The organism is Lysinibacillus piscis, from assembly GCF_026012395.1.
In the GTDB taxonomy this organism is placed as follows: Bacteria; Bacillota; Bacilli; order Bacillales_A; family Planococcaceae; genus Lysinibacillus; species Lysinibacillus piscis.
This window is the reverse complement of sequence record NZ_BRZA01000009.1, coordinates 44,860-66,414: the sequence shown is the minus strand read 5'-3', so window position 1 is coordinate 66,414 and position 21,555 is coordinate 44,860. Positions and strand designations below refer to the sequence as shown.

Here is a 21,555-nt window from a genome sequence, read left to right as displayed (position 1 = left end):
TAGGCTGATTATGTGAGATGTCACATTAATAAGAAAAACGGTTCAGCAAGCCTTGAAGCTCTTTGCTTAACACTTGTAATTCATCTGCTGTACGTGCAACACTTTCAATCGCTTTACTTTGTTCATTAGCTGAAGCTGACACCTCATCTGTTGTTGTAGCTGTTTGCTCAGTAATAGCTGTCATGCTTTCGATTGCTATCGCCGTTTCACCCTGTAACAGCATAATATTCTGCATGCCCTGTGATACTTCATGAATCGACCCCATAATTGTATCAATGGAGCTTTGAATAGATGTAAATACTTTCTCTGTTTCGATTGTTACCTGTTCTTGACGTTGTGAAATGTCCAATGTTCGTTCAAGAGCACTCGAAGCGTTCGATGATTCATTTAACATAAGCTGTATCATATCACGTATTTTCGTTGTGGCATTGGCAGAGGCTTCAGCCAATTTCCGTACCTCATCTGCTACAACCGCAAAGCCCTTGCCATGTTCTCCAGCTCTAGCTGCCTCGATACTCGCATTTAACGCTAACAAATTTGTTTGCTCGGCAATACCTGTAATCACATCGATAACACCTTCAATATTCGTTACCTTTGACAACAGTTCATTGATAACATGATTTACATCTACTAATACTTGATTGGACGCATTGGCTGTTTCACGAAGCTGTTGGACTTGCGCCATACCTTTTTCACTTGCCGCTGTCGCATCTTTTGATTGACTAATCATGCTCGTTGTATACTGTGTCACGAGTTCCACTTGATGGGACACCTCATGTACCCTGTCATTAGTTGTTTCTGCATCTCTTGCTCCTTGTGTAGCACTCTTTGCCATGGATTGAAGTGTTTTTGCTACATTGTCAATCGATACAGTTGTTTCCTCAACGGCCGCACTAACAACATTCGACGATTCAACCACACCACCTGTCGCATCATCAACAGATTTTACTAATGCACGTAAATTATTTTTCATTGTATTAACCGATGCCTCTAGTTTACCGAATTCATCCTGTCGATGTAGTTGAATATTTTTCCCTGTAAGGTCGCCATACGCAATTTTTTCCGTCTCATTCATAATCGCTTGAATCGCTCGCACAATCCCTCGCACAACAAATATACCTATTATCACAACTAGAAGGATAACAATAGAAATACCCACTAATAGCCATGTGTTTCCTTGCTTATAAATATCGTCTAACGCTACTAAAGATTGTTTGGCATTTGTATCAATCAACTGTTCTAATTCATCTAAATTATTACGTGCTGTAGCAAACGTTTTATCGGCTTCCTTAATATCTGTAAACAACTCTTGTCTTTGTGTGGCATCCATTGTCTCAGCTTTTTTTATAATCGCTGTCATTCCACTTTGCCAGCGCTCAAAATTCTCTTGGAACGCTATATAATTTTGTTCCATTGTGTTGCCAGATATCTCATGCCCTAACGTTTTATATACCTCTAACTCTTGCAGTAGTTGTTGGGAAGTTTGTACTCTATCTGTTATTTGTCCTACATTCTCCTTATAATCTGCCAGACTAGCTTTTAAATCCTTTTCTGTGTCGCTTTCAACCATTTGAATAATTGCTAAATTTGCCTGATATAAATCCCGATCTGCTTCAATTAAATTGGTTTGTGCACTGTATACTTTATCGAAAATTAATTGCTTCAGCTCATCTCTTACATCTTTACTAAACATGACACTAATTGCGAATGCAATCGTCAAAATCATAACAGGAATAATTAATAATGCCCCTAACTTAGTACGTATTGAAATTTGCTTCATTAACATCTCCACCCTTCAGTTCAAAATAGGCATTCCTGATATCTCCATTTAATGTTATAAGCTGGTTATTTTTGCCTAAATACTCTCACTTTAATTGTAAAGCATGGATAATAATATGACCACGGAAATTTAATGTTTCATTATGTATTTTTTCGAACGAATCTCACTTAGCAAACACTTGAAGTGGGTGTCTTCTAGTGGAAATGATAAATGTACCGTACACTTCTACTATCTAATCAATGGGACATTATGCTATCACATTAAGAAAAGCCAGCTTACACCAATTCCTTTGGCGTAAGCTGACTTTTTAATTTGCATTAATTAGTCTTCAAATTGATATAGAGGTGTAGATAAGTAACGTTCACCGTTTGAAGGAACGATTGCTAAAACATTTGCATCTTTTCCTAAACGTTTCGCTGTTTCAATCGCTGCATAAATTGCTGCACCTGAAGAAATACCACATAAAACGCCTTCTTCGCGTGCTACTTTACGAGCTACCTCGAAAGCTGTTTCATTTTCTACTTGGAATACTGAAGAGTAAATAGCTGTATCTAATACAGAAGGTACGAAGCCTGCACCAATTCCTTGGATTTTGTGTGGTCCTGGTTGGCCGCCAGAAAGCACTGGTGAATCTTTTGGTTCAACAGCGATAATTTCAATTGATGGGTACTTTTCTTTTAAGACAGCACCTGCACCTGTAATTGTACCACCAGTTCCAACACCCGCTACAAATGCATCTAATTGTAAGCCATCAAATGCTTCTACAATTTCAGGGCCTGTTGTTAAACGGTGAATTTCAGCATTCGCTTCATTTTTAAATTGCTGTGGTAAGAAATAGCCATGTTCAGCTGATAATTCTTCCGCTTTAGCAATAGCACCCTTCATACCTGCTGGTCCTGGTGTTAAGACAAGCTCTGCACCATATGCACGTAATAGGTTACGACGCTCTAAGCTCATTGTTTCAGGCATTACTAAAATTGTTTTGTATCCTTTAGCTGCTGCAATCATCGCAAGACCAATACCTGTATTACCAGAAGTAGGCTCAATAATTGTACCGCCTGGCTTTAATGTACCATTTTTTTCAGCCGCTTCAATCATCGCTAATGCTAAACGGTCTTTAACTGAGCTACCTGGGTTAAAATATTCTAATTTTACATAAACATTACCTTCATTTTCACCTGTTACGTTATTTAACTTCACAATCGGTGTTTTACCTACTAATTCAGCTACAGAATTTGCTAATTTACTCATTAATCAATTCACTCCTAATCCCGACTATTTTTATAGGTTTTTCTTACTTTGTATTTTACCAATTTCTTCTCACAGTTGTCAATCATTAATTATGCATCAATATCATTGTATTTAAATTTTTTGCATTTGATGGAGAAAACCCAACCAAAAAAGAAAAATCCAAACTATCCTACGAAATTTTCATTCATGTTTCGTAATAGCTTGGATTCTTCTAAAAATGATTCAGCTTTTGCTTTGTCCCATTGTCTTGTTATTCTGCATTTTTTCCATCTCCATAATACCAAGTCGCTTTAAATTCAGACCAAAACGATTCTGGTGTAACGGATTGAGGTAATTGTTCTAGCGCCAATTCACGTTCGATATGTTCTTTCACATCTTCATATGTAAAAGATTGTCTTTCAAGCACTTCCTGTACTTGGACAATGCCGTAATGACCATTTGCTAGTTTAAATGTTTTACTAATTTCCTTCGCCTTTAATGCCTTCACCGCTTTAATAATAGCCGCATCTAGGTTTTCTTGCTGCTCTGTAATGAAACCAATATCTCCACCTAAACTAGCAGAGGCACTATCCACTGAAACCTCTCGTGCTAACACTTGAAAATCAGATTTATTTTGTAGCTCTTTTAAAGCCTCTTCTGCTTCTTTTTTAGATTTGACTTCAATAAAATTTGTGCGATAGCTTGTTTCTGTATTGTATAAGGCTTGATTTTCCTCATAGTATGCTTTTGTACTTTCCTCTTTTATCACAATATCCTTCGTTAACACTTTATCTAAAATAAGCTGTGAGCGAATTTTTTGTCGTAATTGCTTGGACGAAAGATTTTGTAATGTTGTATCGAATTTATCCTGTGCAGAGCGCATTAAGGCAAGCTCTAAGTCAATTTCTTTATCCGTAACCGTTATATTATATTCTTTCGCTGCTTTTTCCATGACAGATTCATTCACTAAATTTTGTAATGTTTCTTTCCCATAACGTTCTTCCATGGCATTCATCCATGCTTGTCGTGTAATGATTTCTCCGTCTATAGCCGCTACCTGCTCTTTATTACCGATATCTTGATCTTTGTCTGGGAGTAACCATACAATCACCCATGCGATATTCCCTAACAATAAAATCATCATCACAATCAGGGCAGGCTTTGTTTTTAAACGACGTTGGGATAAAGGTGTTGGGGTAGTTGTTGCTGTTACTTTAGGTCGCCTATTACGCGTTGAGCTCATGAATGAACCCTTCTAAATCTTCTTGTGTAAACTGATATGTTTCTAAACAGAAATGGCATTGTGCCTCTGCTCCGCCATCTTCATCAATCATCTCTTGGATTTCCGCTACCCCCAACCCTAAAATTGCGGCACCAAATCGCTCTCTTGAACATTGACATTTAAACATAACTGGTTGTGAATCTAAAATTTGTACACGACCTTCTCCGAGTACAGCCTCTAAAATTTGCTCTGGTGTAAAGCCTTTTTCAATCATTTTTGATACAGGCTCAATTGTTGCAAGATGTTTTTCAATTTCATCGATTGTTTCTTCTTCACAGCCTGGCAATAATTGCAGAATAAAACCACCTGCTGCCAAAATCGTATTATCAGGATTCACTAAGACACCTAATCCTACTGATGAAGGCACTTGCTCAGATGTGGCAAAATAATAAGTAAAATCTTCTGCAATTTCACCAGAAATAATCGGTGTTTGTCCTGAAAACATATCACGTAAGCCAAGGTCTTTGACAACTGTTAATGCACCCTCAGTTCCTACACCCGCACGCACATCTAATTTGCCTTGCTCATTTAAATCAAAGTGTACATGTGGATTTGTCACAAAGCCACGCACTTCTCCTTTGGCATTGCTATCTACCACGATTGGACCAATTGGACCGTTCCCTTCCACTTTGACTGTGATTTTCTCCTCACCTTTTAGCATCGCCCCCATCATGACACCAGCTGTCATTGAACGACCAAGAGCAGCTGATACAACAGGCCATGTATTATGGCGGCGCTGTGCTTCTCCTACTGTATCTGTTGTACAAGCTGCAATGACACGCACTTGTCCATTAAACCCTAAACCTCTTACTAAATAATCTGCCATAACTAAAATTTCCCTCATTTCTCACTGATTGCGTTTATACAAATGATATAAACCCTTTAATGTTAAAAATGGATCGACTACATCGATTGCCTGTGTCTCTCCTGCAATTAAATTCGCTAACCCACCAGTAGCGATAACTAATGGTTCCACTTTACTTTGTGCCTTCATACGATTGACGATACCTTCAACTTGTCCTACAAAACCATAAAAAATACCTGCCTGCATCGCAGAAACAGTTGTTTTACCAACAACTTGCGCTGGACGCAATATTTCAACACGCGGCAAGCGGGCAGCTTGTGTATAAAGTGCCTCTGTTGAAATTGTAATCCCTGGTGCAATCGCTCCCCCCATATAGTCACCTTTTTCATTTAAGTAGCAATAGGTGGTCGCTGTACCGAAATCTACGATAATGAGTGGTGCTTGGTAAGCATCTAAAGCGGCGATAGCATTGACAATTCTATCTGCTCCAACATCTCGTGGGCTTTCGTACTTAATATTTAACCCCGTTTTGACACCTGGCCCTACGATAAGTGGCTTTTTATGAAAATACTTCCGACACATTGCTTCCAATGAAAACATAATTGGTGGTACAACCGAGGATATAATAATTCCTGTAATTTGTTCAAATGAAATGCCTGCATGCTGAAAAAAAGTGAGCACTTGCATCGCATATTCATCCTCTGTTTTTCGAAGGTCTGTCACCATGCGCCAATGAAATGCTAATTGTTCTTTTTCATCATATACACCAAGCACAATGTTGGAATTTCCTACATCCAAAACTAAAATCATGGCTGACACCCCTCTAGCATTATACATATACTTTCATCATACAACGGCTAACAACACTTTAGGAAATAGAGTGACCAAAGAAAAACTTAAATTTAGAAAAAAGACCGTTTACATAACGTAAACAGTCTTTTTCATGTTAATCACGTTTTTCATCGATACCTTGTGCTGTATCCTCTTTCGGTAAATCAGCAACAGTTGGATTTGGCTCTTGACTTAGCAGTTCCTTCTGCACTACTGGTTCACCTACTGTTTCTAATACTGGCTGTGCTTCACCTTTAGCTAATTGTACAGTCTCTGTCTCTACAACTGCCTCTGGTTCAGGTAAAACGCCATGGTCACGTAAATGCTCAATTTCTTGCGCATTCAACGTTTCTTTTTCCATCAACGTATTCGCAATCAAATCAAGTAAGCCACGATTTTCCGTTAAAATACGTCTTGTGCGTTCATATTGTGTATCAATAATTTTTTGCATTTCTTTATCAATCTCATATGCAATAGAATCCGAATAGTTTTGATCTGAGTTAAAATCACGTCCAAGGAATACATTTCCACCTTGGCTTGAGCCAAATTGCATTGCACCAAGATTTTCGCTCATACCGTATTCTGTTACCATTGCACGTGCAATACTCGTTACTTTTTGGAAGTCATTATGTGCACCAGTGGATACTTCACCAAGTACAATCTCCTCTGCTACACGTCCACCAAGAAGTCCTGCAATACGATCCAATAATTCTTGTTTCGTTGTAAAGAAACGCTCTTCCTTCGGCAACATAATCGCATATCCACCTGCTTGACCACGTGGTACGATTGTTACTTTATGCACTGTGTCGGCTTCGTCTAATTCTAAGCCAACAACTACGTGACCAGCCTCATGGAAGGATACTAATTTCTTCTCTTTTGCTGAGTACACACGACTTGCTTTTGCAGGACCTGCAATCACACGGTCAGATGCTTCATCAATATCCGCCATATTAATAGTGCGTTTATTTTTTCGAGCTGCCACAAGTGCCGCTTCATTTAATAAGTTTTCTAAATCCGCCCCAGAGAAGCCTGGTGTACGTTGGGCAACAGCCGCTAAATCCACTGTATCTGATAAAGGTTTATTGCGTGCATGTACCTTCAGAATTGCTTCACGTCCTTTTACATCAGGATGCCCTACTGTAATTTGACGGTCAAAACGACCTGGACGTAATAATGCTTTATCTAAAATATCTGGTCGGTTTGTTGCAGCAATGATGATAATGCCTTCGTTTGCTCCGAAGCCATCCATTTCAACTAACAACTGGTTTAATGTTTGTTCACGCTCATCATGCCCACCGCCAAGACCTGCGCCACGTTGACGACCTACTGCATCAATTTCATCGATAAAGATAATACATGGTGCATTTTTCTTCGCTGTTTCAAATAAATCACGAACACGTGATGCACCGACACCAACGAACATTTCCACAAAGTCAGAACCTGAAATAGAGAAGAATGGAACGCCTGCTTCACCTGCTACAGCTCGTGCAAGTAATGTTTTACCCGTACCTGGAGGACCTACAAGTAAAATCCCTTTAGGAATACGTGCACCAATCTCTGTAAACTTGCGATGATCTTTTAAAAACTCGACAACCTCTACAAGCTCTGCTTTTTCTTCATCTGCACCCGCAACATCTGTAAAGCGCACTTTTTTCTTTTGGTCATCGTAAAGTTTCGCTTTACTTTTACCAAAGCTCATTACTTTATTACCGCCACCTTGTGATTGACTCATCAAGAAGAAGAATAAGAAGATAATGATAATGAAAGGAATAATTCCTGTGAAGAATTGAATCCATCCACTTGTTTCTGGTGCTGTTAAATAGCGAATTTTACTATTTTTTTCTTTCGCCGCTTCATCAATACGATCCATTAAGGACTGGTTATAACGAGGAACATTGGCAATAAAGCTTTCGCCTTTATCGTATCCCTTCAGTTTACCTTTAACTACATATACTTCCTTATCTGGTTGAATTGTAGCGTCCACGATTGTTTTGTTATCTAAAGCTTGTTGAAATTCAGCATAAGTTAGTTCATTCGTTGGTGATTTACCATTACTAAAAGTACCAAAAATACCGATAATCACTAAGAAAATTAGTGAGTATAATATGATATATCGAAATACCCGATTCATCTCCAGCCTCCTCATTGCAAACACAAAATTATAAGTAAAATGTTAACATAGGATGAATTCATCATACAACGAAAAGCCCTATCGAAAATATTTTCCGTTCTTCGTCAATCCGTTAACATTCCATTCAAACACTTAAAATGAATATACTTCCTTTTTCAAAATACCAATATACGGTAAATTACGATACTTCTCTGCGTAATCTAAGCCATATCCTACAACAAAGCCATCTGGTACTATGAAACCAACATAATCAGCTGATAAATCTACTTTACGTCCCGATGGCTTATCTAATAATGTCACAATTTTAATGGACTTAGCTTTACGGTATTTGAATAAATCTACTAAATAGCTTAATGTTAAGCCACTATCGATAATATCCTCGATAATTAGCACATCACGTCCCTCGACGCTTGTATTTAAATCTTTTAAAATTTTTACCTCACCAGATGATACTGTCGCATTTCCATAACTTGATACATCCATAAAATCTAACTCAACAAACGAGTCAAAGCGTTTCATCAAGTCTGTCATAAATGGTAGTGCACCTTTCAACACGCCAACAGCTAGAGGATACGTTTCTTTATATTCCTCTGTTAATTGTGCTCCTAGCTCAGCAATACGCTCTTGTAATTCTTCCTCTGTAATCATAATTTTTTCAATGTCATTCTGTAACATAATGTTTCCTCCTTGTGTATCAACTACGCTTAACTAACGCTCGTCCAAATTTTGCCGAGCTCACTATTACTTCAAAACCTGTGCCAATTATCATGGCTTTTGTCTTCGTTCATCAAGCATCCCATCACTCTGCTTTCACACAGAATAAGCAACACTGAATCAAGACACAAAATCTTTACTCTCTTGAGGTGAAATGTTTGACAAAAACCTTAGTCTACGATGAGTACTGTATCATCATCTGATTGCGGGCTAGTTGAAAAAAACATTCCCATACGCACACCAATCACCGCTACAACCTCGTTTGCTTGAGATACAAGTAACGGCCAGCTATTTCGCTCATTTAAAGGAATCTTTTCATCTATAAAAAGGCGGGATATACGTTTAGGTTGCTCCATTCCTTTTAACAGCATGCGGTCCCCTTCCTTACGTGCTCTAATCACAAGCGGAAGTTTGAGTTGGCTAGCATTAAAATAAAAAAGCTGTGCTGTATTTGTTAGCAATGCCTGTGAGACATTCGCTCGCTCCACTAAGCGTATACGTTTACGATTCGATAACACCATCCACTCATCTGGCTTTACGATAAGATCATACTGTGCTGTTTCTACTAAAGCCTTCTTTTGGAATGTTAACGTACCGTAACGACGCACAGCTATAAAATTCTCTGGTAAATGAACTTCAGCATATCCTGTCGTTGTATCACATAGTTTCAAAATCGAGCTTAATAAAGCATAACTTTGTATTGTGTTTGAATCTTTGTAAAGATAGTTTAATAGTATTAAAATGAACCTTCTTTGTAAAGCAAGTGGTTCTAATTGTAGTGCATCAATTTCGACGCAATATGTATTTCCATTTATTACTGTCACGATTCTTGAAAATACATCCTGAGCAAGTGCCATTAATAACTCATTATCTTCCTGTAGAAATTTTGTAAAATGGTGTACTTGTTCCGTGACTTTTGGATTTTCTGCCTCTAACAATGGCACGATATGATGCCTAAATCGATTGCGTACATAATCATCCTTTGCATTGCTAGCATCTTCTCGGTATGTTAACCCTTGTCTTGATAAATATGCCCTTATTTCAGATTTTGTAACCGTTAAAAACGGACGAATTAATGACCCTCCCGCAAAATCACGTTTTCCACGTATCCCTTGCATCGCATTCATTGTAGCGTTTTTTGTCAATGCCATTAATACTGACTCCAGTTGGTCATCCGCATGATGTGCAGTTACAAGCTTATTGGCATTTGTCTTGCTCATCATTTCCTGAAAATAACGATAGCGCTCCTGTCGACAAATAAACTGTACATTACCATTCTCCATTGCTAATATGGCGGGAATCGGAATGGCTTTTGCGTGTAACGGTATATGGTGTGTCTCACAATATTGCTGTACAAAATCTCTATCCTTGGCAGACTCTTCTCCCCTTAGCATGTGGTCAACGTGTATCGCTTCTATCTTTACTCCCCATTGCTCCTGCATCATCACAAAATAATGTAATAAAGCCATGGAATCTACACCACCCGAAACGGCGATGAGAAGGTGATCGTCTTGCTGTAGTAATTGCTCTTCTTCAATAAATAGTTTGACCTTCACTTCAAATGACAAACGCTTCTCCCCCCCTTTTCGTTAGTTCATCATTTATGACGTTGGCTTAAATACAGCCCAAGTCGGCACAACATGTGTCACCTCTAACATAAGCACTGTACAATCGTCTTCAATCGAATAGTGTGATTGAAAAGCCTGCATCATTAACGTTAACTTTTCCTGTATCGGCTTATTTGTCCCAATTACTTGCTGTGCATATGTCAAAAACATATCCTCTTGTTCATCCCAATCATCTACATTCGAAAATAACCCATCTGAGTGCATTAAAATGACATCGCCTGCCTTTAGCTTTCGTTTCTCCGCTTCAACCGTGGAGATCGATAAAAAGCCAACAGGTGCTGCATTACTTTCTACTTTAAGAATCTCTTGCCCTCTTACAATATACGTCGACATCCCACCAGCCTTCCAAGACCATAAATCGCCATGCTGTAAATCAATTAATGCAAAATCGAGTGTAGCATACATATCATTTCGCTGTTGCAATGACATCACATAATGTAATGTATGCATAGCTGTTTCAGGATTCATATTATACTTCAAGCATTCTCGCATTAAATGAATAAGCTTTCGACTCTCTTGCTGTGCTTCTTTACTTTGTCCCATACCATCGGATAGCAAGACAGCAAACAAACCAGGATGGAGCTGAAACAATTCATGTGAGTCTCCCGAATATAGCGTTTCATGCTTCGACATACTATATATATCATACTCTACTTCAAAGCTAATCGCTGACCTAAAACTCACTTGAATATGGTGAAATGGCACATCACATGTCACGACTTTGTCAATTTCAAACGGTTCTGAAAAAATATCATACAAAATCGGTAAAATCATGCGCTCCGCCACCGCTGTATCTCTCTCCCAATCAGCTCGTGCTGGTGTCAGTGCACAAACAATTTTCCGTGTACCAGGCTGATTACTCAACACATCTAGCTGAAAACATTCAATATTAGCAGCTTCTAATTGCTGCATAATATCTTTTTCAATGCTAACAAATGTAACCGTCTCCTCCTTCATTTCCGCTATTAATTGATTAAGGTGATGACTCATATCTCGCAATTGCAGGGCAATCATTTTTTTACCATGAAAATATTGTCCATTAATGCGCTCCCTATAACGTTCCGCCTCTAGTTCTTCAAACATTTTAGCAGCCTTCACACATTTATAGCGAATTTGTTCTTCTACATGATGGATAGCTGATTCCTTGCCTATACTTTTCATATGAAACCAATCTGTTACATGCTTGTCCATACTATTATTTTTAGCTCCCCAACAACGTTCATAACGAAAGCAGCCCACACATGTTGTCATAGGGGACACATCTTTAGTAGCTGCAACAGGTGCCATCATAAAGCGGTCAAATACAAGCTCTTTCATAAATTGCACAAAATGCTGAAAATGCTCCAATCTGTTCGTAATATGATCCGTCAGCCAGCTTTGACGAGCAAGCAACACTTCCTCTCGCTGTGGGAAAAGCTTGTCTCTCACTTTATTTGAATATTTTGAGGGGATTGCCAAAAATACAATGCTCCCCATAGCGATGGACATAAAATACACGCTATCTAACGGTAATGTCGCATCATAAAATAAAAAAAAGACGCTTGGTAATACACTACTGATGGCTATACCAACGCGTCCTCCTCGAGCACCAATACCAGCACAAAGTCCTGTCAATGTTGCAACAGACAGCATTCCTGTAAAAGACAATTTTGCAATGCCTATCAATGTACCAAGTACAGCACCAATAACCGTTGCAAGTGGCACACTACCAACAATAGCGCCAAAACAAATAAACAGCTGTAGTAAAAAAATTGGGAGAGAAAAATAACCGATGACAACAGCCTGCATTCCTGTAAGCATGGCTGCAAAAACGACTAGCCCCGCTCCTAATTTTTCATATGTCCAATGACTTGTAAACCATTCATAGGCATTGGCAAACAACAGCTGCATAAATAATGTCATAATTAATGCTAAAGCGACCTCACAGCCAACGTAAAATTGAACAAGCAACGGTGGGAATCCCTGATAAGTTACACTTTGCCATAGTAGTTGCACTAATAAAACAGCTATTGGAACAGCTACGCTTTGTGGAATTGATAAATAACGCCATCGTGTAAGACATTCATAAGCCAGTATTTGTAGTAGCAAAATTACAACTTGCCCAAGCCCAAGAAAAAAACAGCCGATTAGCCCGCCATATAAAACAAACGCAGCATACTTTTTATGTTTAGCATGAACAACTGCCCAAAAAGGAACAGCAAAAGGCACTGCCGCTTCAAAAACAACTGATTGTGCTAAAAAAAACGCAGCAACAAAAAAGAGGGCACCTATCATCCATTTTCTTTTTTTTATCTCCCATTTCTGCTCGTCCATATTTACTGTGTCATACCACTCAACACTAGCCATTTGTCAGTCCCCTTTCTGTACTTTTGGTCATTATAAAAAAAGTTATACAGAAAAATTGTCTGATAGTGACAGTAAGAAATTTAATTTTTTCGACGAATAATTGTGCATAATATGGGAAAGTTGCAGAAATTTTATCAGGAAAATGGTGTTCAGCTGGTTTTTTTATTTTTCTCAGTGAGTATCTTTTCTGATGATGTAGATTTCACACGTTTTTTCATGAATTTTTCAAAGTAAGCTGTGACAAAATGCTATGTAAAAATCTGAAATGGATATGAGTGCTTTTCATTTAAACACGCCAGTCAAATATGTACAGTATATTTTTCTATTGGTAACCATAAACACCGATTCCCATATTTCAATCTGAAGATGAAATGTTAGTGGCACGTTGTTGATTGGATAAGCGTTTACACAGATTCCTATAAACGCCACCTCCATATAACAGCATGTCCTATGCCATCGAAACATTTATTGATTAATTTTTATAAATTTTATTGACATCGGTAGCTATGGATTGTATTATATATTTTGTTGCTTAACAAACGATGCGGAAGTAGTTCAGTGGTAGAACACCACCTTGCCAAGGTGGGGGTCGCGAGTTCGAACCTCGTCTTCCGCTCCAAACATGGCGGCCTAGCTCAGCTGGCTAGAGCGTACGGTTCATACCCGTAAGGTCGGGGGTTCGATCCCCTCGGCCGCCACCATAGAAGGCCCGTTGGTCAAGTGGTTAAGACACCGCCCTTTCACGGCGGTAACACGGGTTCGAATCCCGTACGGGTCATCCAAAAGTCCAAGACGATATAAAATCGTTTTGGGCTTTTTATTTTATTGACCTTATAAGACATTATGGTGTTAGCCCAAATCGTTATGAAACAAATCATTATTTTTTGAGAATCAAAAATACATCTCTTACGCAAAATCTCCAATATTCTGCTATAAGAATACTGAATCTCCCTTCAAGAAAATGCCTTTTCCACTGCAGATATAGCATGAATAATCGTTGTATCAAATACAGGTATATCTATATCCTGCATGTTTACAAGAAGACCTATTTCTGTACAGCCCAAAATAATACCTTCTGCTCCTTGCTGGATAAGCTCATCTATCACTTGTAAATAATAAGCTTTGGAGGTAGCTTTCGTTTCTCCTAAACATAGCTCATCAAAAATAATACGATTGACTTCTATACGACTTGTCTCATTTGGAATGACAATATCAATTTGATGCTGTTGCACCCTTTCCTTATAAAAATCTTGCTCCATCGTATACTTAGTACCTAATAGTCCAATTTTCCTTAACTTACTACGTTTAATCTCATACGCTGTTGCATCAGCAATGTGTAAAATAGGAATAGAAATAGCTGCTTCAATGATCGTCACTACCTTGTGCATCGTATTTGTACAAATAATGATGAAATCTGCGCCCGCTTTTTCTAAATTGCTAGCAACAGTGGCTAACAATGCTCCCGCTTCATCCCATTGCCCTAATTTCTGAAATCGCTCAATCTGTTCAAAATCTACACTTGCTAAAATACATTGAGCTGAATGTAATCCACCTAGTCTTCTTTTGACTTCTTCATTCATAATTTTGTAGTATTGGGCAGATGATTCCCAACTCATACCACCAATCAAGCCAATTGTTTTCATCTGATTCCCCCTCCACTTCTTTTTCTTTAGAACATAATATAACATTCCGATAATTAAGAAAAGGGAGGTAATATTATGATTTTAGCACTTTGGTATCTTTCATTTACCATTTCTATCGCTTCATTCGGTATCGGCATTTACAAACTGTCTTGGCGCTTTATGTTGCTAAGTGCCTTTACTTTTGCACCTGTTGCTTATTATTTCGGAGGAGCAGAAAACGCATGGAAATATATTGGACTAACACCATTCCTTTTACTTATTATCGCTGTTGGCTTTTGGTTTGTCCGTGCTAACTAACCGAAGATATGGCATACTTATAATGATTATTTATGCTACATAGGAGGTTTATCTTTTGAGCCCATTAACAAAAGCCGCTCTTGTTTGTGGAAGCGGCTCGATGATTATTCTTATATCCATTCTGATTCATTTACCATTCGCTATCCAGATCATCTTACTTCTGACTGGGCTAGTGCTTAGTGCGTATGGTGGGTTGCTACTTGTCAAAATCGTGATGAATCCAACTACTAAAGCAATACCTCCCTCACCTGTAAAAGAAGTACCGACAAAGAAAAAAAGACCAACCTCCACACTATAATTCAGTTCAAGCAAAAAGGGATTAGCTTTAGTCATAAGCCAATCCCTACTTTTATGTGATAACACTTTTTCTAGCATTAAAACAGTCAGCAAACTACCCTCTTCTTGCTCCACGACCACCACGTTTTGATTCTGTTGCACGTTTAAGAGTTGTTAGTCGCTCATCACTATCTTTTAAAAAGCGTGCCATTTTTTGCTCAAAGTTTTCTTTTTGCTGATGGCGCTCATTGCGATCGTTTGAGCGGTTTTCACGACGTGGACGTGCTGGACGTTCAGGTCTTTCTGCTTGAGGCTTTGCTTTACGGATTGAAAGACCAATCTTTCCGTCCGCTTCAACATTCATCACTTTTACTTCAACTTCATCGCCAACTTTTAGATGTTCATTGATATCTTTCACATAATTATCAGCAACTTCACTAATGTGAACTAAGCCTGTTTTGCCATCTGGCAGCTCAACGAATGCTCCAAAATTTGTGATTCCTGTTACTTTACCCTGTACCTTGCTGCCTACTTCAATTGACATAAAAAAAATGCTCCTCCTTAAAAATTAAGCAACTCATGTGAGTCGTGTAATCAAACTATTTGTTACAATAAGTTCTATTCTCATTATATATAACAAAAAATGTGTGTCAATAATCCTTAGGACAATCACTCATCTTTTTTATTTTCTGCATCTGGTATAATGAAAATAACTTCGCCTTCCTCAGACAAATAGTATTCTTTACGCAATAATTTTGCAATATACTCGTCATCTTCTAACTGCTTAATTTTTAAATTTAATAACTCATGTTCTTCTTTTACTTCAGCTAGTTGCTTATCTGCTACTTCCTTTTTTTGTTCCTTTATCACCAATGCTTCACTTTGATAAGCAAGAATATTGATGAGGACGATAATTATCCCAACTGGTACAATGGCAAAAAAGAGAATACGACGGATTTTCCGTTTACGTCCTTCTTTTTTACGATTTATTGCTTTATCTGTGTTACGCACATAGTCATTATCAAGTTTTGTCAATGGTTGTTCATCATTTGATGAGTGACGTCTAGCCATGCTCGCACCCCCAACTATAGTAGTTATCTTTTATTATACTTGATATATCGCATTTTTTTGAAAAAAGTGTAGGACAAATACGAATAAATTTTGACAAATGGTCTTACCAACAATAGACCTATATTGAAGAAAAATCGAATAATTTGTTGAAGCAATGCAAAAATAAGTCGGACAATCCACCAAAATGGTTTCCACGTAATCGCAACAATAACTCTTGCTACGAAACGAAAGAAACCTTGTAAAAAGGCTTGATATAAAAAAATACCTGCAATCTGCGCTAGCGGGTCATAAGCCCGCCAAGCGCCATCCTTCAGCCAAAATAATAAATAATAGGAGAGACATCCTAATACAATCCACGTAATGAATTCTAAAAATATAGCCCATTTCCGCAAAATCGATTTTTTGGATGTTGAAAAAGTAATCAATCTTACACTATCAATAATAAACCCTACTGCAATACCGCTCAAAATCATGACGATGAGCTGAAAAAATTGTTCGCTAACAATCATCCAAATAACTTATGAAGGAACCCTTTCGAGAAGCCGCTATCTTCCTCATCATACTGTAACGTCTTCACAGTGCCTTCGAGTGTTAGTAGGCCTTTATCAACATCTAAATGAACGATATGCAGCTCTTCCCCACGAATTAACAAATGCCCTTGGGACGTCTTAATATAAAACTCTTCCTGATCAAAGCGTTCAATCGATTTTACAGAAGTCATGTCCATTCTTTTACGATTACGAATCGTTAAAATATGCTCTCCAGATGGAATTGTGTAACGGTTACTTTCTTGATGTAGCGTCATATTTTTCCTCCCTTAGTCGTCCTAGCTTCTGTTCACTTTATGCGGACAACCTTCAAAGCATGACAACTCATCGTGTTTTTTAATATCAATTACGCCCCAGCGTAATTGCGTCTGGATTTTTTTCGAGTTCACTCGAATAAAGGAAGTTAGCCTAAAAGCATCACATCCTGTGACAACGGCTAACTGACCTACATCGTGTAGGCCCTCAAAATCCATGACAAACGATTTTTCTGTGCGAAAGCGTAGTGAAACGCAGCGACAGCGACATCCGCTGGGGCTTTTATCTTGATTCAGTGGGCTTTTGGACACCCACTGAATGGCGTACAAACTGGCATTCCTCCCCTCCCTATTGAGGAAGGGGTCTTCTGTATCTGCCACTTCGCTTTCGATACAAAAAGCATTTGCTGAATCAAGATAAAAATCAAAGCCACCATAGTTTAATCAGCTATGGTGGCTTTCTCTTAGTTACTCTTCATCATCAATAAACTCTGGCTCAATTTTTTCTAAACGCTCTTCCTTCAAAATCGTGAACATTTTTGCAGCGTCCTCTTTTTTCACTGTATCACGCAATTCCTCTACACGTGCTGTCACTACCTTTTGTCCAAAGCGGATAGCTAGCTCATCTCCAGCTTTCACTGTGCTACTCGCCTTTGCTACCTTATCATTAATCGTAATACGCCCTTGATCTGCCACTTCTTTTGCTAAAGTACGACGTTTAATTAAACGAGATACTTTTAAAAATTTATCTAATCTCATATTGATTACCCCTTTTCTAAATGCTTTGCTTCATTCCAGAAAGCATCTAATTGTTCTAATGTATAGGCTGAAAATGGCTGTCCACTTTCTTTCACCTTCATTTCCACATAGCCAAAGCGTCTTGCAAATTTTTCATTGGCATGCAACATGGCTTCTTCTGGAGATAGCTTATAAAAACGTGCCAAATTGACAATGGTAAACAGCACATCGCCTAACTCATCAAGTCGTGACGTACTTGTACCATTTGTCACTTCATGACGAAACTCCTGCCATTCCTCCGCAAATTTATCCCACGCCCCATCCACATCAGGCCAATCAAAGCCAACTGTTGCGGCACGTTTTTGATAATTATAAGCTGTTTGCAATGAAGAAAATGGTCGATACTCCTCTGTCAATAATGGCTTGTCATTCGTTCCTTTTTCCTCTGCCTTGATAGCCTCCCAATTAGCAACGACACCATCTGCATCGTCTACCTCTACATCACCAAAAACATGTGGATGACGGCGAATCATTTTTTCACTAATGGAGGCCAGTACATCCTCTAGTGCAAAGTAACCTTGGTCCTCACCAATCTGTGCATGTAAAAATACTTGTAGTAACACATCGCCTAGCTCTTCAATCATCGCAAAGTCGTCCTCTGCATCAACAGCAGCTAAATATTCATGTGCTTCCTCTAACAAATATTTTTTCAATGATTCATGTGTTTGCTTACGATCCCACGGACAACCATTCGGCCCTCTCAATGTCGCAATAATTTGGCGGAAGGTCGTCCAATCCCGTAGTGCTTCCTCTTGTTCTTGCACAGGTGGCACATAAATGGTCGTTAAATTATTGACCTCTACACTTTGGTCAAGCTCATACAATGGCACAGTCACTAATTTTTCCTGTGCTGAACCTGCCGCTGTGACAACTGTTACAGGATATTCATCATCGTACTTTTCCATCAATGTGAGCTTCACTTCTGATGCACTAAACATATCATACACTTGTGCAATTAAAATATGTTGTCGCATATTGATATCGTGCATGGAGAAACTTGTACCATCCAGCAGTTGAAAACCTTCGATTGGGTCAATTTTCAATGCACCAAAAATAGGGTCTAGGAAGCTTTGTCCTCCCTCAATCACCAGTTGTACCTTGCCAGCCTCTGCTGCTGCGATTAACAATTGCACAGTTTGTTCTGCCACAAGTGGATGTCCTGGTACAGCATACATAACATCTTCTGTTGCTGCCATCGCCACTAAGTTTTCTGCAATTTCTTCATAGACAGGCTGAAAAGTATCATGCTTTTCATAGATTGCATCAAAGCTAGTAAATTGTAAACCTTCTGCTACTAATTCTGTTAATACAGGATGGTCAACAGTACGCACATATACATTTTGAGCTGCTTTTAGTTGTTTATAAACACCTACTTGTAGCTGGTCTAAATCACCTGCACCAAGACCGATTACTGTTAATGTCTTCATATCTAACACCTACTTTTTCCGATTTAACCATAATTGATAAATAGCCATTCTACGCCCAAACGGTAGCAGATACCATTCCTTTTCTGCTAATACACGCAATTTGGCTACAACCGTCATCATAATGAAAGCTCCTACACAAACGGCTGATAATCCTGCACCTACTGCTACAAAACGAGAAGATAAAAATGGCGTCAGCAAAATTGGCATAAATTGCAGCCATAGAATAACAATGATTGTCATACAAATCGATGCAACACCTACTTTTCCATAATAACTAGCAGGTGCTAAACGAATACCCAGCATTTTTTTTAAATACATCATTAATAATACTGCACTCACTAGTAAACCAATATTACTTGCAATCGCTGCACCTAATACACCTAACCACCCAACAGTCACTACATTCAATATCACTTTCAAAATAAAACCTGTTATTAAAAATAATGCTGGCTTTTTTAATTTACCATAGCCTTGTAAAATAGCTGTGAACGTTAAAATAATGGACAATGGCACAATTTTTAATACATAGAGCATCAATACTTCAGAAAGGGCATTTGTTTTAAACAGCATTTCATTGATATAGGGCATCACTAGTACAAGACCTAAAGACGCTGCCCAACCAAATAAAACAGAAGCTCGATATGTAAGCTGAATAAATGGAACGGCACTACGACCTTGCTTTTTCTTCGACATATGTGCTACAAGAGGGACAATCGCTAAGGATAAAGCTGCTGCAATGGTTACACCGAGTTGCACTAATGGTTGACCTCGGTCATAAATCCCCTTCGTTTCTTTTGCCAATTGAACATCCATACCACTATCTAGCAATAACGAGTAAATAGTAAAAGAATCAACTAGCTGATAACCAAGCAATAATAAGCTACTCATACTAACACTTAAACTTAGTAAGGTTACTTCTTTAATGACAGGGAAATCTTTCAGAATGGGCTTTCCTTTCGGCAAACCAAAACGCTTTTTGAATAACCAACCAAGCAATAAAAACCCTACAAGCTCACCAAGAACTGTACCTATAATGGCTATTTGCCCAGCACCATATAATGATTTTGTTGTGGACATAATAATGAATGTGCCCGCTAAAATAAAGGACACCCTTACGGCCTGCTCAAACACTTGTGAAGCTGCGATAGGTCCCATAATGCCTCTCGATTGGAAGCTACCTTTCACAATCGCTAACGCTGGCATAATTAGTACGATAAAAGAGCCTGTGCGAATAAGTGGGGCTAACTGTGCATCTCCCATTGAATTCGCCAGTAGTTCAGCACCACCAAATAAACTGACAAAAAACAGCAAAGAGAGCACCGTCAAATACCGAAAGACAATACGCATCATACTGCTTCTTCTTTGCTCTCGCTCCAGCGCATCTGCTAGACTATCGTTGTCTGCCAACATTTTTGAAATGGCTACCGCAAAACCACTCGATGTCCAAACGACAAAAATCGAGATGACAGGATATACTTGCTGATAAATGTAGAATCCTTCATCACCAACAAGGTTTTGAAATGGGACACGATAGATCGCACTCAGTATTTTAACAATAATGGAGGCAATCGTTAGCACTGCTGCGCCCTTCATATAGGTTTTCATGCCAAATCGTTCTGACATATACGATCCTCTTTTCTTTTTCAATTAAGCCAGATGTTAAAGAACGCTTTCTTAACAACCTGTGACATTGCTTGAACTTTATCTCGTATAAGATGGAACCAAGATAATGCCATTAGTATAGCATATTTCCAAAGGTTGACGCCTTTCAACAATTGATAGTTCCCTTTCTATCCAAAATGCAAAAAAGTTATTGCTCTACCAACAATGGGTATAACAATAACTTTCAGCTACATGGTATATAATTAACTATCCATTTGCTTCGCCAAAAAATTAGCTGCCGTTTCAACAACCTTTACTTCGACATCTCCAACAAAATGAACTTTGGATAAGACAATTACACAGCCAATAGGATCACCATTAACCACAATTGGTGCAGCACAGTAAGATTTGACTTGCTCATATTGCCCTGGTGTAATTTCAATAGAGGTTTCCTTTTTCTCTATTTTTGTCGAACGCTCCTCCATAAAGCTTTCTGTAAATGTCGTAATACGGCGATTGATATACTCCTTTTTACTAATGCCAGCGACAGCGATGACTTCATCACGATCTGTCACGAATGCAGGTGTGCCAAGTGTTTCATATAAAGTTTCCACATATTCCTTTGCAAAATCGCCCAAATCGTTAATCGGCGAATATTTTTTTAATATCACTTCACCTTCACGGTCTGTGTAAATTTCAAGCGGATCGCCTTCACGTATGCGTAGCGTTCTACGAATTTCTTTCGGAATCACTACACGCCCTAAATCGTCAATACGACGAACAATTCCTGTTGCCTTCATTCTCCATGCCTCGCTTTCGCTACAATAAAATTTGACTTCCTCTATAGTATGGTATTGGAAATCACATTCTATGCAAAAACTGAAGAAAAAGG

At 38.6% G+C, this 21,555-nt stretch carries 20 protein-coding genes and 3 tRNA genes; 4 read left to right on the top strand and 19 right to left on the bottom strand.

What is annotated here, in order from left to right; genetic code table 11:
• Positions 1 to 25 precede the first annotated feature (25 nt).
• The 9 genes from OPF91_RS18065 to OPF91_RS18025 form a co-directional block, all read right to left on the bottom strand.
• Positions 26 to 1,780: a methyl-accepting chemotaxis protein gene (locus OPF91_RS18065; RefSeq protein ID WP_264990330.1), complete on the bottom strand. Its 1,755-nt coding sequence runs from the start codon at positions 1,778 to 1,780 to the stop codon at positions 26 to 28.
• 321 nt (positions 1,781 to 2,101) lie between these two features.
• Positions 2,102 to 3,031 carry a cysteine synthase A gene (gene cysK, locus OPF91_RS18060; protein ID WP_264990329.1) on the bottom strand — a complete coding sequence of 310 codons (930 nt, stop codon included), beginning with the start codon at positions 3,029 to 3,031 and terminating at the stop codon, positions 2,102 to 2,104.
• A gap of 250 nt (positions 3,032 to 3,281) precedes the next feature.
• A complete protein-coding gene (locus OPF91_RS18055) occupies positions 3,282 to 4,253 on the bottom strand; it encodes a peptidyl-prolyl cis-trans isomerase (RefSeq protein ID WP_264990328.1) in 972 nt (323 codons plus the stop codon).
• Positions 4,237 to 5,118 (bottom strand): Hsp33 family molecular chaperone HslO, encoded by an 882-nt coding sequence (hslO, locus tag OPF91_RS18050; protein WP_264990327.1) that lies wholly within the window; start codon positions 5,116 to 5,118, stop codon positions 4,237 to 4,239. Before hslO ends, OPF91_RS18055 begins: the two co-directional genes overlap by 17 nt.
• Positions 5,119 to 5,139: 21 nt before the next feature.
• The gene (locus OPF91_RS18045; RefSeq protein ID WP_264990326.1) at positions 5,140 to 5,907 is read right to left on the bottom strand and encodes a type III pantothenate kinase; all 768 of its coding nucleotides are present in this window, start codon (positions 5,905 to 5,907) and stop codon (positions 5,140 to 5,142) included.
• A gap of 136 nt (positions 5,908 to 6,043) precedes the next feature.
• Positions 6,044 to 8,059 (bottom strand): ATP-dependent zinc metalloprotease FtsH, encoded by a 2,016-nt coding sequence (gene ftsH / locus OPF91_RS18040; protein ID WP_264990325.1) that lies wholly within the window; start codon positions 8,057 to 8,059, stop codon positions 6,044 to 6,046.
• A gap of 132 nt (positions 8,060 to 8,191) precedes the next feature.
• Positions 8,192 to 8,734, bottom strand: coding sequence for a hypoxanthine phosphoribosyltransferase (hpt, locus tag OPF91_RS18035; protein WP_264990324.1), 543 nt, complete (start codon positions 8,732 to 8,734; stop codon positions 8,192 to 8,194).
• A gap of 209 nt (positions 8,735 to 8,943) precedes the next feature.
• A complete protein-coding gene (tilS, locus tag OPF91_RS18030) occupies positions 8,944 to 10,341 on the bottom strand; it encodes a tRNA lysidine(34) synthetase TilS (RefSeq protein WP_264990323.1) in 1,398 nt (465 codons plus the stop codon).
• 33 nt (positions 10,342 to 10,374) lie between these two features.
• Positions 10,375 to 12,747, bottom strand: coding sequence for a SpoIIE family protein phosphatase (locus tag OPF91_RS18025; protein ID WP_264990322.1), 2,373 nt, complete (start codon positions 12,745 to 12,747; stop codon positions 10,375 to 10,377).
• Between the two features lie 544 nt (positions 12,748 to 13,291).
• Between OPF91_RS18025 and OPF91_RS18020 the strand changes: the two genes are divergently transcribed.
• The 3 genes from OPF91_RS18020 to OPF91_RS18010 all read left to right on the top strand — a co-directional run bounded on the left by OPF91_RS18020 (position 13,292) and on the right by OPF91_RS18010 (position 13,525).
• Positions 13,292 to 13,366: transfer RNA gene (locus OPF91_RS18020), tRNA-Gly, on the top strand.
• Between the two features lie 5 nt (positions 13,367 to 13,371).
• Positions 13,372 to 13,448, top strand: a tRNA-Met gene (locus OPF91_RS18015).
• A gap of 5 nt (positions 13,449 to 13,453) precedes the next feature.
• A tRNA-Glu gene (locus OPF91_RS18010) sits at positions 13,454 to 13,525 on the top strand.
• A 175-nt stretch (positions 13,526 to 13,700) separates the two neighbouring features.
• Here the strand turns inward: OPF91_RS18010 and OPF91_RS18005 are convergent.
• Entirely contained in the window at positions 13,701 to 14,390 is a 690-nt protein-coding gene (locus tag OPF91_RS18005) for an aspartate/glutamate racemase family protein (protein WP_264990321.1), read from the bottom strand.
• A 75-nt stretch (positions 14,391 to 14,465) separates the two neighbouring features.
• On the opposite strand from OPF91_RS18005, the gene OPF91_RS18000 reads away from it, so the two are divergent.
• Positions 14,466 to 14,687, top strand: a complete 222-nt coding sequence (locus OPF91_RS18000) for a hypothetical protein (RefSeq protein ID WP_264990320.1) — start codon at positions 14,466 to 14,468, stop codon at positions 14,685 to 14,687.
• A gap of 126 nt (positions 14,688 to 14,813) precedes the next feature.
• Here the strand turns inward: OPF91_RS18000 and OPF91_RS17995 are convergent, their stop codons facing one another.
• The 9 genes from OPF91_RS17995 to spoVT form a co-directional block, all read right to left on the bottom strand.
• On the bottom strand, positions 14,814 to 15,020 hold the full coding sequence (locus tag OPF91_RS17995; protein WP_264990319.1) for a hypothetical protein: 207 nt from the start codon (positions 15,018 to 15,020) through the stop codon (positions 14,814 to 14,816).
• A 58-nt stretch (positions 15,021 to 15,078) separates the two neighbouring features.
• Positions 15,079 to 15,507, bottom strand: coding sequence for a S1 domain-containing RNA-binding protein (locus tag OPF91_RS17990; protein WP_264990318.1), 429 nt, complete (start codon positions 15,505 to 15,507; stop codon positions 15,079 to 15,081).
• Positions 15,508 to 15,632: 125 nt separating this feature from the next.
• Positions 15,633 to 16,034, bottom strand: a complete 402-nt coding sequence (locus OPF91_RS17985) for an FtsB family cell division protein (protein ID WP_264990317.1) — start codon at positions 16,032 to 16,034, stop codon at positions 15,633 to 15,635.
• Between the two features lie 23 nt (positions 16,035 to 16,057).
• A complete protein-coding gene (yabQ, locus tag OPF91_RS17980; RefSeq protein ID WP_264990316.1) occupies positions 16,058 to 16,543 on the bottom strand; it encodes a spore cortex biosynthesis protein YabQ in 486 nt (161 codons plus the stop codon).
• Positions 16,540 to 16,839: a sporulation protein YabP gene (gene yabP, locus OPF91_RS17975; RefSeq protein WP_264990315.1), complete on the bottom strand. Its 300-nt coding sequence runs from the start codon at positions 16,837 to 16,839 to the stop codon at positions 16,540 to 16,542. Before yabP ends, yabQ begins: the two co-directional genes overlap by 4 nt.
• 465 nt (positions 16,840 to 17,304) lie before the next feature.
• Positions 17,305 to 17,595 (bottom strand): RNA-binding S4 domain-containing protein, encoded by a 291-nt coding sequence (locus tag OPF91_RS17970; protein ID WP_264990314.1) that lies wholly within the window; start codon positions 17,593 to 17,595, stop codon positions 17,305 to 17,307.
• 5 nt (positions 17,596 to 17,600) lie between these two features.
• Positions 17,601 to 19,061 carry a bifunctional methyltransferase/pyrophosphohydrolase YabN gene (gene yabN / locus OPF91_RS17965; RefSeq protein ID WP_264990313.1) on the bottom strand — a complete coding sequence of 487 codons (1,461 nt, stop codon included), beginning with the start codon at positions 19,059 to 19,061 and terminating at the stop codon, positions 17,601 to 17,603.
• A gap of 9 nt (positions 19,062 to 19,070) precedes the next feature.
• A complete protein-coding gene (locus OPF91_RS17960) occupies positions 19,071 to 20,684 on the bottom strand; it encodes a putative polysaccharide biosynthesis protein (protein ID WP_264990312.1) in 1,614 nt (537 codons plus the stop codon).
• Between the two features lie 242 nt (positions 20,685 to 20,926).
• Positions 20,927 to 21,463 carry a stage V sporulation protein T gene (spoVT, locus tag OPF91_RS17955; protein WP_264990311.1) on the bottom strand — a complete coding sequence of 179 codons (537 nt, stop codon included), beginning with the start codon at positions 21,461 to 21,463 and terminating at the stop codon, positions 20,927 to 20,929.
• Between the last annotated feature and the right edge of the window lie 92 nt (positions 21,464 to 21,555).